The sequence below is a fragment of the Pseudomonas kermanshahensis genome (genome assembly GCF_014269205.2).
GTDB lineage: Bacteria > Pseudomonadota > Gammaproteobacteria > Pseudomonadales > Pseudomonadaceae > Aquipseudomonas > Aquipseudomonas kermanshahensis.
In genome coordinates, this window is sequence record NZ_JABWRY020000001.1 from 3,158,517 (window position 1) to 3,171,651 (window position 13,135).

At 60.8% G+C, this 13,135-nt stretch carries 13 protein-coding genes; 2 read left to right on the forward strand and 11 right to left on the reverse strand.

Annotated elements, in window-relative coordinates; translation table 11 throughout:
• Positions 1 to 2: 2 nt before the first annotated feature.
• The 3 genes from HU764_RS14385 to HU764_RS14395 all read right to left on the reverse strand — a co-directional run bounded on the left by HU764_RS14385 (position 3) and on the right by HU764_RS14395 (position 3,885).
• Positions 3 to 1,307 carry a CitMHS family transporter gene (locus HU764_RS14385; protein WP_027596501.1) on the reverse strand — a complete coding sequence of 435 codons (1,305 nt, stop codon included), beginning with the start codon at positions 1,305 to 1,307 and terminating at the stop codon, positions 3 to 5.
• Between the two features lie 122 nt (positions 1,308 to 1,429).
• The gene (locus HU764_RS14390) at positions 1,430 to 2,743 is read right to left on the reverse strand and encodes a dicarboxylate/amino acid:cation symporter (protein WP_186676332.1); all 1,314 of its coding nucleotides are present in this window, start codon (positions 2,741 to 2,743) and stop codon (positions 1,430 to 1,432) included.
• Positions 2,744 to 2,805: 62 nt separating this feature from the next.
• The gene (locus tag HU764_RS14395) at positions 2,806 to 3,885 is read right to left on the reverse strand and encodes a 4-oxalomesaconate tautomerase (protein WP_186676329.1); all 1,080 of its coding nucleotides are present in this window, start codon (positions 3,883 to 3,885) and stop codon (positions 2,806 to 2,808) included.
• 147 nt (positions 3,886 to 4,032) lie between these two features.
• On the opposite strand from HU764_RS14395, the gene HU764_RS14400 reads away from it, so the two are divergent.
• Positions 4,033 to 4,926 carry a LysR family transcriptional regulator gene (locus HU764_RS14400; RefSeq protein WP_085273766.1) on the forward strand — a complete coding sequence of 298 codons (894 nt, stop codon included), beginning with the start codon at positions 4,033 to 4,035 and terminating at the stop codon, positions 4,924 to 4,926.
• A gap of 60 nt (positions 4,927 to 4,986) precedes the next feature.
• Here HU764_RS14400 and tcuB read toward each other — a convergent pair whose 3' ends face one another.
• The 4 genes from tcuB to HU764_RS14420 all read right to left on the reverse strand — a co-directional run bounded on the left by tcuB (position 4,987) and on the right by HU764_RS14420 (position 9,587).
• A complete protein-coding gene (tcuB, locus tag HU764_RS14405; protein ID WP_099453888.1) occupies positions 4,987 to 6,168 on the reverse strand; it encodes a tricarballylate utilization 4Fe-4S protein TcuB in 1,182 nt (393 codons plus the stop codon).
• Entirely contained in the window at positions 6,149 to 7,603 is a 1,455-nt protein-coding gene (gene tcuA, locus HU764_RS14410) for an FAD-dependent tricarballylate dehydrogenase TcuA (protein ID WP_186676322.1), read from the reverse strand. The genes tcuB and tcuA overlap by 20 nt, the downstream gene beginning before the upstream one ends.
• A 148-nt stretch (positions 7,604 to 7,751) precedes the next feature.
• The gene (locus HU764_RS14415) at positions 7,752 to 8,672 is read right to left on the reverse strand and encodes a LysR family transcriptional regulator (protein ID WP_099453886.1); all 921 of its coding nucleotides are present in this window, start codon (positions 8,670 to 8,672) and stop codon (positions 7,752 to 7,754) included.
• Positions 8,673 to 8,792: 120 nt separating this feature from the next.
• Positions 8,793 to 9,587, reverse strand: coding sequence for a substrate-binding domain-containing protein (locus tag HU764_RS14420; protein WP_186676320.1), 795 nt, complete (start codon positions 9,585 to 9,587; stop codon positions 8,793 to 8,795).
• Positions 9,588 to 10,156: 569 nt separating this feature from the next.
• Here HU764_RS14420 and HU764_RS14425 point away from each other — a divergent pair.
• Positions 10,157 to 10,645: a DUF2878 domain-containing protein gene (locus tag HU764_RS14425; RefSeq protein WP_186676936.1), complete on the forward strand. Its 489-nt coding sequence runs from the start codon at positions 10,157 to 10,159 to the stop codon at positions 10,643 to 10,645.
• On the opposite strand, the gene HU764_RS14430 is transcribed toward HU764_RS14425, so the two are convergent.
• From HU764_RS14430 to HU764_RS14445, 4 genes are read right to left on the reverse strand one after another with little or no spacing between them, the layout of a single operon-like run.
• Complete coding sequence (locus tag HU764_RS14430; protein WP_186676319.1) at positions 10,616 to 10,765, reverse strand: DUF2256 domain-containing protein; 150 nt, start codon at positions 10,763 to 10,765, stop codon at positions 10,616 to 10,618. The genes HU764_RS14425 and HU764_RS14430 overlap by 30 nt on opposite strands.
• The gene (locus HU764_RS14435) at positions 10,762 to 12,303 is read right to left on the reverse strand and encodes a cryptochrome/photolyase family protein (protein WP_186702728.1); all 1,542 of its coding nucleotides are present in this window, start codon (positions 12,301 to 12,303) and stop codon (positions 10,762 to 10,764) included. Before HU764_RS14435 ends, HU764_RS14430 begins: the two co-directional genes overlap by 4 nt.
• Positions 12,297 to 12,602, reverse strand: a complete 306-nt coding sequence (locus HU764_RS14440; protein ID WP_027596491.1) for a DUF6482 family protein — start codon at positions 12,600 to 12,602, stop codon at positions 12,297 to 12,299. The genes HU764_RS14435 and HU764_RS14440 overlap by 7 nt, the downstream gene beginning before the upstream one ends.
• Positions 12,599 to 13,135: a DUF3833 domain-containing protein gene (locus tag HU764_RS14445; RefSeq protein ID WP_027596490.1), complete on the reverse strand. Its 537-nt coding sequence runs from the start codon at positions 13,133 to 13,135 to the stop codon at positions 12,599 to 12,601. The genes HU764_RS14440 and HU764_RS14445 overlap by 4 nt, the downstream gene beginning before the upstream one ends.

Sequence of the window (13,135 nt, forward strand, 5' to 3'; positions counted from 1 at the left end):
GATCAGACGAAGAAGGACAAGGCACCCGTGAGCAGAGCCAGCGCAGTGATGACCAGCGATGTCAAAACCGCCCACTTCACGGTTGCCTTCTGGAAGTCGCCGATATCTCGATCAACCATGCCCACCAGCAGCAGGGTCGAAGCCACCAGCGGGCTCATCAGGTGTACAGGCTGGCCCAGCACCGAGGCGCGGGCAATTTCTACAGGGTCGATACCATACGCGGCAGCCGCATTGGCCAGGATCGGCACAACGCCAAAATAGTAAGCGTCGTTCGAAAGCACGAAAGTCAGCGGCATGCTGGTCAGCGCCACCACCAGCGGGAACCAGTGGCTCCAGGCTTCCGGAATCCAGTCCACGAGGGTCTGCGCCAGCGCATCCACCATCTTCGTGCCCGAGAAAATACCGGCGAAGATGCCTGCGGCGAACACCAGGAGCACCACGGTCATGGCGTTGCCTGAATGGGCGAGAATGCGTTCTTTCTGCAAGTCCAGTTGCGGGTAGTTGATCATCAATGCGGCGACAAAACCGATCATGAACAAGATGGCGGCGTGCATAACCCCCAGCACCAACGCAGTCATGACAGCGATGACCAGCAACAGGTTCACATAGGCCAGCCGTGGGCGCTTGTGCGGGTTATCACCGAGGATTTCCTTGATGTAGCAGTTACCACCGCCGGACTCCAGCGCGATGTTGCCGATGCGTCGGCGCTCGGCGCGGCCAAGCAAGTAGGCTGTGAACACTACCCACGCTGCCCCACCGATGACGGTCGGCAGCATCGGGATGAAGTACTCCGTCGCATCCAGGCCCAGCGCCGCAATGGCACGGGTGGCAGGCCCGCCCCATGGGCTCATGCCGCTCATGATGCTCAACGACAGCATCGATACGGTAGCCAGGATCATCGGGTTCATGCCGATACGCTTGTACAGCGGCAGCATGGCCGCACAGGTAATCATGTAGGTCGTAGTGCCATCACCGTCCAGCGCCACCAGCAGCGACAGCAAGGCGGTACCGATGGCGATCTTGATCGGGTCGCCATTCACCCGCTTGAGAATCTTGCGGATCAGCGGATCAAACAGACCGGCGTCGATCATCAGGCCGAAAAACAGGATGGCGAACAATAGCAGCGCCGCAGACGGTGCGACCATTTTCAGCCCATCGAGCATCATCTTGCCAAGGTCAGGCGCAAAGCCGCCAATCACAGCGAAAACAATCGGAACGACGGTCAGGGCAACGATAGGAGACAGGCGTTTACTCATGATCAGGTAGGTGAAGGTCACCACCATAATCAGGCCCAGAAGTGCGAGCATGGTCTTTTCTCTTGTTTTTATTGTGTGCGGCCGTCTATAGGGCAGACGGCCCCCTACCCCACTCGACATCACTGGGATGTTGAGTGGGATTTTAAGTCAACAATGGGAGGTGGAAGCGGCTATTAGCCGTGATGGCGAGGTTCGGCTGACCAGCTGGCCTGCGCCGTATCCGCTTCGTCCGGTGCTGCCGGGGTGCCGTTCAGGCGACGCAGCAAGGTTTCCCGATCACAGTCGTTCTCCGACAGTGAAATGACAACCGTGGCCACGGCATTGCTGGCCAGGCTGGTCAGTGCACGCGCTTCGGACATGAAGCGATCAATGCCGATCAGCAAGGCAAGCCCTGCCAACGGGATGTCATGAATAACCGTCAACGTCGAGGCCAGCGCCACGAAGCCACTGCCGGTGACGCCCGCAGCGCCTTTGGACGACAACAGCATGATCGCCAGCATTGTCAACGTTTGGCCCAACGTCAGATCGATGTTGCAAGCCTGGGCGATGAACACCGCCGCCAGTGACAGGTAGATGGCGGTACCGTCGAGGTTGAAGGAATAGCCGGTTGGCAGCACCAGCCCCACCACACCTTTCTTGCAGCCAAGCTTCTCGAGTTTTTCCAACATGCGCGGCAGAACGGGCTCGGTCGACGAAGTGCCGAGCACCACCAGAAACTCCTCGCGAAAATACCGCAGCAGCTTCCACAGGCTGAAGCCGTGCGCCCGGCAGATACCCCCCAGCACGACCAGCACGAAGAATGCGCAGGCGATATAGAGTGTACCTACCAGCTTGGCCAATGCGCCCAGGGACGTCACGCCGTACTGCCCGACAGTGAAGGCCAGTGCACCGAAGGCGCCGATTGGGGCGAAGCGCATCAGGTAGCCGAAGATACGAAACACCATGGTAGAGGCCGACTCCAGTACATCGAGTACCGGTTTGCCCTTCTCGCCCATTGACGACAGAGCAAACCCGCTCAGTACAGCGATGAACAGCACCGGCAGCACTTCACCCTTGTTGAACGCCCCCATGAAGGTGTCCGGAATGATGTGCATGAAGAAATCGACCACACTGAGCTTGGCCGCAGAGGCGGTGTACTGGCTGAGGCCTACAGTGCTGAGCGTAGCCGGATCGATGTTCATGCCAACACCCGGACGGAACAGGTACACCGCCCCCAGGCCAATGATCAGGCTGACCACCGTCAGTACCAGGAACAGCAGCAAGGTCTTGCTCATCAACCGCCCAAGGGAGCGCTTGTCGGTCATGCCGGCGATGCCGGTGACGATGGTGCAGAACACCACGGGGGCGATCATCATCTTGATCAGCTTGATGAACGCATCACCCAATGGCTTCAGCGCAACGGCCTGTTGCGCCCAGAAGTGACCAACCACCACGCCCAGCAGGACAGCGCAGAGGATCTGGAAATACAGTGACTTCGCGAGTTTCATGAGGCATCACCCATTGTTGAAATTGTGCGGATGCGATGGTTGCCAACGTGATCCGCCCCTTCCTACCCTGCCATCCTGCGCAAGGTCGGGGCGTAGACGAAGCCTGAAAAGAGTCGGCGTGCGGTTCTCACCACGGAGGCCTGAAGTGTCTTGCCATCGGCACCGCTGCGTGAAAGCGCCACGTCGATACCGCCGCTCGGGTGCTCCAGACGAACCTCTTTCAATTGCTGGGCTTGATCCCCAAGCATGTCCAAGATCACCGTGCCAGGGCTGACGCAGGCAGTCGCCAGGCCAATGGCACCGGTAATGGCCAGGGCGCGGTGGCAGTTATGGGGCATGAAGTAGCGGACCTGCAGCGTGCCGTCATAGCGCGCCGGAGAAACCAACACTGGCTTTGGAATCACCATGCCGCTGACATCGCCCAGCCCCATCGCCTTGCCTGCTTTCAGGCGCAACGCCTCCAGACGCTGTAGCAGGCGCGTGTCCGCATCCAACTGCGCCGGGGTCTCGGAGCCCGTGACACCCAACTGGCTGGCATCGACGATCATCATCGGCATGGCCATGTCGATGCACGTGACTGGCACACCGTCGATCACATCCTGGGCCTGGCCAGTCGGGAACAGCTTACCAGTCTTGCTGCCTACCGCATCGAGGAAGGTCAGGTGCACCGGGGCGGCAGTGCCGGGTACCCCGTCGATCGCCGTACGGCCTTCATAACGCACGATCCCGCCAGGTGTTTCCACCAGCGAGTTGACGAAGGTGTTGGTGTTCAAGTTACGGATGCGTACCAGGGTCTTGCCATCCTGGGGCTTGACCAGCCCTTGCTCAATAGCGAACGGGCCAACGGCGCACAGCATGTTGCCGCAGTTGGGCGCAGTATCGACCCGGCGCTGGGCAACCATGACCTGGACGAAGAGGTAATCGACGTCGGCGTCGGCATGCAGCGAAGGGCTGACGATCGCGACCTTGCTGGTTTGAGGGCTACCACCGCCGATACCGTCGATTTCCAGTTCATGCCCGGAACCCATCAGGTTGATCAGCAGTTCGTCGCGTTCGACCACATTGGCAGGAAGATCCCATGCATGGAAAAAGGGCCCCTTAGAGGTGCCACCGCGCATGAGCACGCAGGGAATTCGTTGCATGATTTTGCACTCTTGTTGATCAATGGACATCATTGATGTTGTGGGCACAAGACTGACAGCTCTGTATAAATCATTCCAATGCAAATATCGTAGGCATTATTGCGATTCACACATCAATTTACGGCCAAGGTTGGGGAGTCAACTCAGATGGAATATGAGCTTCAAGACATTCGATCTTTCGTTAAAATCGCCGAACTGGGCAGTTTCCATGAAGCTGCAGAAGCCTTGCACCTGTCCCAACCGGCACTCAGCCGGCGGATAAAGAAGCTCGAGGAAGGACTAGGCACCTCATTGCTGGAACGCACCACCCGGCGCGTTAGCCTCACCAGCGTCGGGCGGGACTTTTTGCCCAAGGCCAGGCGCTTGCTGGATGACTTCGAAGATTCGATCCTGAGCATTCGCGAACTCGCCGAACGACAGAGCGGCCAGGTCACCCTTGCCTGTATCCCGACGGCAGCGTTCTATTTTCTGCCGTCGGTCATCCGCGACTACAACGAGCAGTACCCGAAGATCCGTATTCGCCTGCTGGACCTCAGCGCCAATGACGGGCTCGAAGCCGTGCTGCGGGGTGAAGCGGACTTCGGCATCAACATGATGAGCGGCCAGCACCCAGACATCGAGTTCGTCTCCCTGGTGCAGGAGCATTTCGTCCTGGCCTGCAGAAGAGACCACCCGTTGGCGAACCGTGACTCCGTCACCTGGACAGAGCTGGCCGACTACCGGCTGATCGGCGTAGGCCGCCTGAGCGGCAACCGGATGCTGCTGGACCATGCGCTGTCCGGGCTCAACCTGCGGCCGAAGTGGTTCTATGAGGTTCAGCACCTGTCCACCTCGCTGGGCATGGTCGAGGCCGGGCTGGGCGTGTCGGCCATGCCTAGCCTGGCCATGCCAAGCGCCGACCACCCGACGCTGGTCAGCGTGCCGCTGATCGAACCGCAGGTAACCCGCACACTGGGATTGGTCTATCGCCGAGGGGCGTCTCTGTCGCCCGCCGCGGAAAAGTTTGTGTCGATCTTGTTGGACAAATGGCCGAACCGTTGAAAGCAATGCGCGTCTTGCGGCCTGACGCGACGCAGGGTAATTACGGGCTGCGTTCATGGCTCATTCCTCCCCCAAACCCAGTGGGTTGGGCCGGCGCTTTTCGATTGCAAATTTGAGCAGTGCGGCGCTGCGGAACAGGCCATGGGCGAACTTGCCGTATGGCAGCGTGATGAATAGCGCCATCACCGCACCCAAGTGAATCGCCAGCGCAATTGCCATTGCTGCAGTGTCACGCAGGCCCAGCAAGGCAAGGCCAGTAGCGCTGACCAGCAGCAGAAGCAGGATGAAAGCCCGGTCCATGGGGCGCTGGGCAACATCGCCCTGCTCCGGTGCCCTGCGAAGGTTGAGCATCAGAAGCCCGGCCGGCCCGATGATCAGGCCAACACCACCCAAGGTTCCCAGCAGCACCGGTGCACTCAGCAATGGATACGGCGCCTGCTGGCCCAATAGGTAGTGATACCCGGTAGCGACCACAGTGGCAGCGAAGCACAACAGGAAGCCGTAGAAGGTGAAATGATGGAAACGACGGCGCCAGAGCGTGTATCGATCATCGACATCAGTGCAGCCTTGGCCATGCCCACCGTCCAGGTACTTCAGGGTCAACGCCGCGCTCGAGGCCTCGAACACTGCCCCCTTGGCCGGTTGCGCCAGGGCCTCGGCAGGCGAGACCGAGCGCCAGAAACGCCGTATCGCCACCGTCAGCGCCACCGCTGCCGCGGCAAAGACACCGCCGAACATCAAGGCCAAGGTGTTGTGCGGGAAGACAGCATAGAAGTTCCCCGCCAACCGCCCCGGCAGCAACGTGCCGTTGACGTACAACGTCAGCAGCAAGAAGAGTGACAACGCGATTACCAAGGCACCGGCGACAAAGGTGCCGTTGTGCCGATACAGTCGACCAAAGAGGGCCGGCCAGGCGTACTCGGCGTATGTCTGCCCGCGCACTCTGGCCATCGCCTGTGGCACGTTCACGGCAAATTCGTGGGGCTGAGCATACTGGCAGGCGTGCAGGCAGGCGCCGCAGTTGTGGCAAAGGTTGGCCAGGTAATGGATATCGGCCTTGCCGAACTCCAGCCTGCGGGTCATCGCCGGGAACACAGCGCAGAAACCTTCGCAGTATCGGCAGGCGTTACAGATCCGCATTTGCCGATCGACTTCCTGCTCTTCCAGGTTCAGTACCGGGATCAGTGCAAGGCCCGGCTGGGCGGCATCCGGTTGGCGTGGTTCAGGCAGTTGTGCGGTCATGGCGATTCTCTTGTTCTGGATAGACGTGTCCTGCCGCTGCCGCGGCGCTGGTCCCGGCGATGCGGCCGAAAGCGGTGCCGATGGACATGCCGACACCTGCGGTGTAACCCTTGCCCAACACGTTGCCCGCCATCATCTCGCCGGCGACGAAAAGGTTCGGGCTGGGGCGCCCATCGAAGTGAACCGCGGCGGTTTCGTCGGTGCGCAGCCCCAAGTAGGTAAAGGTCACGCCAGGACGCAGGGGGTACCCGTAGTAAGGCGGGGTATCGAGCGGGCGCGCCCAGTGGCTTTTAGCCGGTTCGAGCCCCACGGTGTGGCAGTCGTCAAGGCGCGTGTGATCGAAGGTTCCCACCTGGCAGGCACGGTTGTAGGCACGCACGGTTTCAACGAAGGCCTGCACGGGCAAACCCAGCAAGCCGGCCAACGCCTCCAGGCTGTCGGCGGCAGTGCCTGGGAAAACCGGCGGCATGAACCGACCGAGCGCTTTCTGGTCGATGATCGAAAAACCAACCTGCCCCGGCTGATGTGCCACCAAGCGCCCCCAGATGGCATAGCGCTTGGGCCAAAAATCCTCGCCCTCATCGTAGAAGCGTTCACCGTCGCGGTTGACCACCACGCCCAGCGACACGCAATCGATACGGGTGCAGATACCCCCGTCGTACAGGGGGGCACGGGCATCGATCGCCACCATGTGCGCCTGTGTCGGGTCGCCAATATTGTCAGCGCCCTTTTCGATCATGCGGCGCAACAGCACGCCGTCATTGAAACGCGTACCGCGAATCAGGAAATTGTCCGCAGGCCACTCCCCTCGCTCGTTCTGCCCCCAGGCCTCACGCAACCATTGGCGATTGGACTCGAAGCCGCCGGCGGCGAGGACGCAACTGCGCGCTTCGATGCGCTCGGCAGGCAGCTGTCGCCCGTGGGACTCACGCGCTGGCACATGGGCCGCAACGAAGCGACCGCCCTGCAGTTCGATGTCGGCCACCGGTGAGTCGTAGCGAATCTGTACCCCGAGGTTTTCGGCGCTACGGTAGTAGGCATTGACCAGCGCCTTGCCGCCGCCCATGAAAAAGGCATTGGTCCGTGCGGTGTGCAGCGCACCAGACAACGACGGCTGAAAATGCACGCCATGACGGCGCATCCACCCGCGGCAATTAGAGGACGCGCGAATCACCAGGCGCGCGAGCTTCTCGTCAGTCTGGCCACCGGTTACCTTCAGCAGATCCTGCCAGAACTCTTCTTCCGGGTACGCCTCCACCAGCACGTCCTGCGGGGCATCATGCATGCACCGCAAGTTACGCGTATGTTGCGAATTGCCACCCCGCCAGGCGCGGGGTGCAGCCTCGAGCAGCAGCACGCTGGCTCCGGCCTCGCGCGCCATCAGCGCGGCACAGAGGGCGGCATTGCCCCCTCCGATGACTAACACATCGATCATTTCGCCTCCAGGTCGCGAAGAGCCAAATGTTCGGGGGCTCTTCGTGGCCACGGACTTTAATCAGTGCCCGGGGGGTGCGAAACGCGATCGCCGAGGGGAGGCATTCAGTTTTACTAAAGGGGTTGGGTGAGAGGCCCCCGAGCCTGGGTCAAAGCAACCGGGCCCCAGGCCATCGGCCCTGTTCCACCAAGTCCCGGGCGACCTCCTGCAATACGATCCGTGTCGCCAACGCGGCCGGCGAAAGCTCGTCATCGGTCAGGCTGACAATCACATTGCGACGCTGCGCCTGTGCTTCATCGATAGCGAACACGCGCAAGCCAGCCTGATGCGCCCGGGCCACCGTCGCGCCGGGCTGAATGGTGGCGGCATGACCGGCACAGACGCAATCCATCAATAACGACAGGCCATCAACTTCCATGACGATGCGGGTCTCAAGCCCCGCCCGTTCGAAAATCGCGCGCATTGTCGTGCGCAAACCATGCTGTGTACTGGGCATCACCAAGGGTAGCGTCGCGATCTGCTCCAGTGTTAACGACTCGCCCCACTCAGCGTTGACCAGCGGCGCAGGAACCAGCACGAACAGTCGCTCTGTCAAAAGCGCCCGCACCTCTAATCGCGGCCCTGTTTCCGTCTGAAACAACACCGCCAGGTCAAGGTGCCTGGTATTGAGTTGGTTGGTCAGATAGCCAGATAGCATTTCCACCAGGTGCAGACGAATGTTGGGATAGCGTTCGCGCATCCTGTCGATCAATGCCAGGCCTAGAATCGACGCCGTGGTCGGTGCCAGCCCCACGCTGGCATAGCCGCTCATGCGCCCGCTTTGTGCCGCCAGGACGGCATGTTCTGCCTGGCGCAGCGCCAGGCGAGCATGGTATTCGAAGGCCAGGCCCGCTGCCGTCGGAGAGACGCCGGTACTCGAACGTGTCAAAAGCCGGGTACTTAACTCACCCTCCAGCTTCGACAGTTGCTGGCTCAATGCAGAGGCGCCAACCCCAAGCTCGACCGCAGCCCTGCCCAGGCTGCCGTACTCCAATACACCCAGAAAATAGCGAAGTTGACGCAGCTCCATACAAGTCTCTTTCAACGACTGGCCCAAGTGCTGAGCCATGTTAAAGGTATTTGCAGAGCCTAGGCGGTTCAGCTGGTCGTAAGTACGCTACAGCCTCGGTATCGGCGCCCGCATTTATGGTTAGCTGGCGGTATGAGGCAGTGGCGTCAGACCACTGTCTTCGATCGCGGCGTCGGCTTGTGGCGAGGCAAGGTAGTCGAGTAGCGCCTGGGCTGCGGCATGATGTTGGCTCTTACTGACGACCGCGCCCGAATACATTGTCATTTTCTGCGCTTCGGCCGGGATCAAACCAACGATGTCGATGCCCTTTACCGGCTTGAGCTCGCTTAGCTGTTGAAAGCCGATCTGCGCCTGGCCGCGCGCGACCACTGCACCGACGGGTTCAGCCGGTATCATGTGAGCCTTAGCCTCGAACTGTTCACCGAGCTGCATGCGAGGAAACAGGGTCTTGGAGAGGTATACCCCGCTCGCGCTGTCAGAGTAGGCGACAGCGCTGCTGTTTTGCAGCACCGTGCGCAATCCCTGCATGGTGCTGATATCCGGCTTCGGTTCGCCCTTGCGTACGGCCATGGCGATGAACGATTTCCCAAGATCGACGCGGCTGGTTTTGTCCGCTTGGCCGTCGGCCACCAGGTTGTCTAGCGCCGAGCCCACCATCAGGACAACATCCGCCTGCTCACCGCGGGCGAGCCTATTCGGGACCGCCTGTGGGGTCTCCCCCATAGAGGGCGCGGCAAGTACTTCCAGCTTCACACCGAACTTCTTCTGATAGATTGGGGCCACTTCCCGGATAGCGCCCATGATGCCGCCTGAACTCAGGACGGTCAGCGTTTGAGCCCCTGCTTGCGCGGCGTCAGCAGCCGAGCAGGCGATTGACGTAATCAGCAGGGCAGTAAAGGGCAGCATTCGACGCATTGGAACGTTCTCCGCAGGAAAAAAGAACGGCATGTTACCGAGGCGAAGCGCGTGTCCATGGTTAATCAATCCTTAAGAATGTTTCACACTTTCAAAAGGAAGCCATCGAGGTACAGGCTGTTTGCACAGTCCTATACCCAACGCTGCCAGTCCATGCGCGACACCGTCTGTGGATCCGACGCACTGCGCTAGCGACGTTACAAGGTCAGCACTGGCCCGCATGCGTGACGGCCTTGGCCAGCTTGACTGAAAAGCGGAATAGGTTCCTTCGTAGCACTCATCCGGTCATTCAGTATCAAAATGAACACCGAACAGCGGGTTCGCGAACTGTAAGCGGAAATCGCTCACTTACGTACCCGTTGAGTGAGCCCAGGACTGAATAAAAGCTGTACAACTTCGTTGACTTGTACAAATTTAGTCATAGGCTTCAACTATATCCCTTCAACAGTTCACTGTTGCTTGAGGAGCATCTGGATGCCAAACATGTCCGTTTTTCAGCCATTCGCCAGGCCCTTCAATAATCTTACAAGGGGCAATCTAGACGCCCATTTTTGTCCGGCCGGTCAATGATGCCCAGCAGCTGGCTGGTCGCCAATGCACTCTGGTTGCAGGCTGGTTGGTGGGCTTGCGTGCTGGGTGCTCAGTACCCTGGCTTATTGCTGCTGGTACCACTCGGCCTGGCCATACACCTGTGGCTGTGCCCTGACTACAAGGCAGAAATCAAGGCATTGTTGCGTGTCGCATTGGCCGGCTGCGTGCTGGATAGCGTGCTGGGGGCACTGGGCGTATTCAGCTTCGATACGTGGCCCCTGCCCTTGTGGCTGGTATTGCTGTGGTGGGTGCTGGCCAGCGGCCTTCGCCATAGCCTGGCCTGGGCCGGCCGGCCCTACTGGCGCGGCGCGTTGCTGGGCGCCTTTGGCGCCCCACTGGCCTACGTCGGTGGCGCCAGGTTGGCGGGGGTCGGCCTGCCGCTGGGTGTGATTGAAACCGGCTTGTTGCTTATGCCGGTGTGGGCCCTGGCCCTGCCATTACTGCTGCGCATCGCGGCGCGGCGCTGACCGGCGGCATCGTTCGGAGCAATAGCGCACCTCGGCCCAGCAGCGTGCCCAGCGCTTGCGCCAATTGAAGGGTCGGCCACATACCACGCAGGTTTTGCTGGGCAGCAGGCTCTTTTTCATACCACCTCGCCAGCATCCAGCCGCGCCAGCAGTGACTGGCCACGCTGCCACACCGCTTCGCGATGGCCAAGCGGCATGCCGTCCAGGTTACGGTAGACCATGGCCAGGCGTGGATTGGCCGACAGCTGAGCGCGGTGACGTATCAGAAAATGCCAGTACAAGGCATTGAATGGGCAGGCATCCTCCTCGATCACATGGTCGACCTTGTAGCTGCACGCCTTGCAATGGTCGGACATCCGCTGAATGTAACGACCACTGGCACAGTACGGTTTCGACCCCAGGTACCCACCGTCGGCATGCATGACCATGCCCAGCGTGTTGGGCAGTTCGACCCAGTCGAAGGCATCCATGTACACGGCCAAGTACCACTCGCAAATGGCGTCTGGCACGATGCCGGCCAACAGGGCGAAATTACCGGTAACCATCAGCCGCTGGATATGGTGGGCGTAACCCAAGCGCAACGTCTGCCCGATGGTTTGCGCCATGCAGCGCATGCGGGTGGCGCCCGTCCAGTAGAATTCCGGTAAGGCACGCTGGTTACCCAGATGATTGAGCCCTGCATACTCAGGCATGCGCAGCCAGTAGATGCCGTGCACATACTCGCGCCAGCCAATCAACTGGCGGATGAAGCCTTCGGCGGCATTCAGCGGCACCCGCCCCTCACGCCACGCCTTGTCGACGTCGTCGCACAGGCAACGCACATCCAGAAGGCCAATGTTGAGTGCCGCGCTGATGCGCGCATGGAACAGGTACGGTTCGCCTTCCGCCATGGCGTCCTGGTAGTCACCGAACGCCGCCAGGCCGAAATCGAGAAAATGCTGCCAGAGCTGATGGGCCTGCTCATGGGTCACGGGGTAGTTGAACCCGTCCACGGCCCCGTAATGGTCACTGAAACGCTGGCGAACCAGGGCCACTACCGCTGTCGTGATCGCGTCTGGCTCAAACTGCGCAGCGAACGGCCCTCGCAACTGGCGCGGCAACGGCTTGCGGTTATCCCCATCAAAATTCCAGGCACCGCCTGCCGGGCTGCCATCGGCCTCCAACAGCAACCCGCAACGCTTGCGCATGCCGCGGTAGAAATGCTCCATGCGCAGTTGCTTACGCCCCTGCGCCCACCGCGCGAAGGCTTCACGCGAGCACAAAAAGCGCGTATCGCGATGCCACACAAGCGGTAGCTGCGCATCGCGCAGCGCCTGCTCCAGGCGCCACTCACCGCACTCTGTCAGGTGAATGTGCGTGGCGCCCAGTGCCTGCTGCCAGCGACGCAGCTCGCCCGCGATGCTACCGCTGTTGCCGGCAGCGTTGAGCTCGACATAGTGCACCTGCCAACCCCGCTCCCGCAGCGCCTTTGCGAAATGGCGCATGGCACTGAAGATGAGGATGATCTTCAGTGGATGATGCGGCACGTAGCGGGCCTCGCCCTCCACTTCCGCCATCAGAATAGCGTCGCGGGTAGGGTCCAGGGCCGCCAGGCTTGCCAGGTCGAACGACAGTTGGTCACCGAGCACCAAACCCAGCCGCGGGGGCCGGGCTACCATTGGGTCGTCAGCGTCACGGGTACCCGCAGCGGCGCGATAGGTCCGTCACGCTGCCCACACATTTCATCATGCACCACCTGCTGCACCAGCATGCACGGCACCGGTGGCAGCTCGGCCAACAAGTGGCGCAGCTCGGTGGTGGAGCGCAGGCGAACGGGCTGACCATGATCATCAATCAACGTGACCGGGCCGGCACCGGTCAGTGCGCGGAGGATGTAGAAGCCACCTTCGAGCGACAGCAGTTCAAGCTCTCTGACTTCACCGGCCGTAACCCGTTGAGTAAGCGCATTCAGGTTCATGGTGTGCCCTCCGGCAAGCGGCGGAAGAACAGCGTGATCTGCCCAATCTCCACGCCCAGTTTGCTCATGCTCGAGCGGTTGATCAGGGTGTCTTCATCCATCAGGTACATCCAGTCGTCCAGGTCCACCTGCCAATGCTCCCCGTCTACCGGCAGGTCCAGCCGGTAGCGCCAGCGCAGCGCATTACCGGCCGATTCGCCACGGGCCTCACCGATCACGTCACCCGCTGTTCCTCGCCAGCGGCCCGCACCTTCCGGCACCAGCGTCCAGGTTCGCTGCTGACGCGTGCCATCGCTGTACAGAAAATGCTCATCGAGGATCAGCCGCTCACCGTCGCGGCGGCTATCGATACGCACGTGAAAGCGCTTCACCACCTCGCCGGAACGCTTCTGGAACATCCCCCAGGCTTGCACCGGTCGCGAGAAGAATGCCGCCAGGTCGAGTTTTGGTTGCTCCTTGGCATAGTGCTCGACACCGACGTTGCCACAACTGCCGAGGAGCAGGCAGCCAACCAGTAACAGTGCTCTGTACAT

What these genes read in the sequence shown, in the direction of transcription:
- HU764_RS14385 (WP_027596501.1), bottom strand. Translation starts at nt 1,307, where the DNA reads ATGCTCGCACTTCTGGGCCTGATTATGGTGGTGACCTTCACCTACCTG.
- HU764_RS14390 (WP_186676332.1), bottom strand. Translation starts at nt 2,743, where the DNA reads ATGAAACTCGCGAAGTCACTGTATTTCCAGATCCTCTGCGCTGTCCTG.
- HU764_RS14395 (WP_186676329.1), bottom strand. Translation starts at nt 3,885, where the DNA reads ATGCAACGAATTCCCTGCGTGCTCATGCGCGGTGGCACCTCTAAGGGG.
- HU764_RS14400 (WP_085273766.1), top strand. Translation starts at nt 4,033, where the DNA reads ATGGAATATGAGCTTCAAGACATTCGATCTTTCGTTAAAATCGCCGAA.
- tcuB (WP_099453888.1), bottom strand. Translation starts at nt 6,168, where the DNA reads ATGACCGCACAACTGCCTGAACCACGCCAACCGGATGCCGCCCAGCCG.
- tcuA (WP_186676322.1), bottom strand. Translation starts at nt 7,603, where the DNA reads ATGATCGATGTGTTAGTCATCGGAGGGGGCAATGCCGCCCTCTGTGCC.
- HU764_RS14415 (WP_099453886.1), bottom strand. Translation starts at nt 8,672, where the DNA reads ATGGAGCTGCGTCAACTTCGCTATTTTCTGGGTGTATTGGAGTACGGC.
- HU764_RS14420 (WP_186676320.1), bottom strand. Translation starts at nt 9,587, where the DNA reads ATGCGTCGAATGCTGCCCTTTACTGCCCTGCTGATTACGTCAATCGCC.
- HU764_RS14425 (WP_186676936.1), top strand. Translation starts at nt 10,157, where the DNA reads ATGCCCAGCAGCTGGCTGGTCGCCAATGCACTCTGGTTGCAGGCTGGT.
- HU764_RS14430 (WP_186676319.1), bottom strand. Translation starts at nt 10,765, where the DNA reads ATGAAAAAGAGCCTGCTGCCCAGCAAAACCTGCGTGGTATGTGGCCGA.
- HU764_RS14435 (WP_186702728.1), bottom strand. Translation starts at nt 12,303, where the DNA reads ATGGTAGCCCGGCCCCCGCGGCTGGGTTTGGTGCTCGGTGACCAACTG.
- HU764_RS14440 (WP_027596491.1), bottom strand. Translation starts at nt 12,602, where the DNA reads ATGAACCTGAATGCGCTTACTCAACGGGTTACGGCCGGTGAAGTCAGA.
- HU764_RS14445 (WP_027596490.1), bottom strand. Translation starts at nt 13,135, where the DNA reads ATGTACAGAGCACTGTTACTGGTTGGCTGCCTGCTCCTCGGCAGTTGT.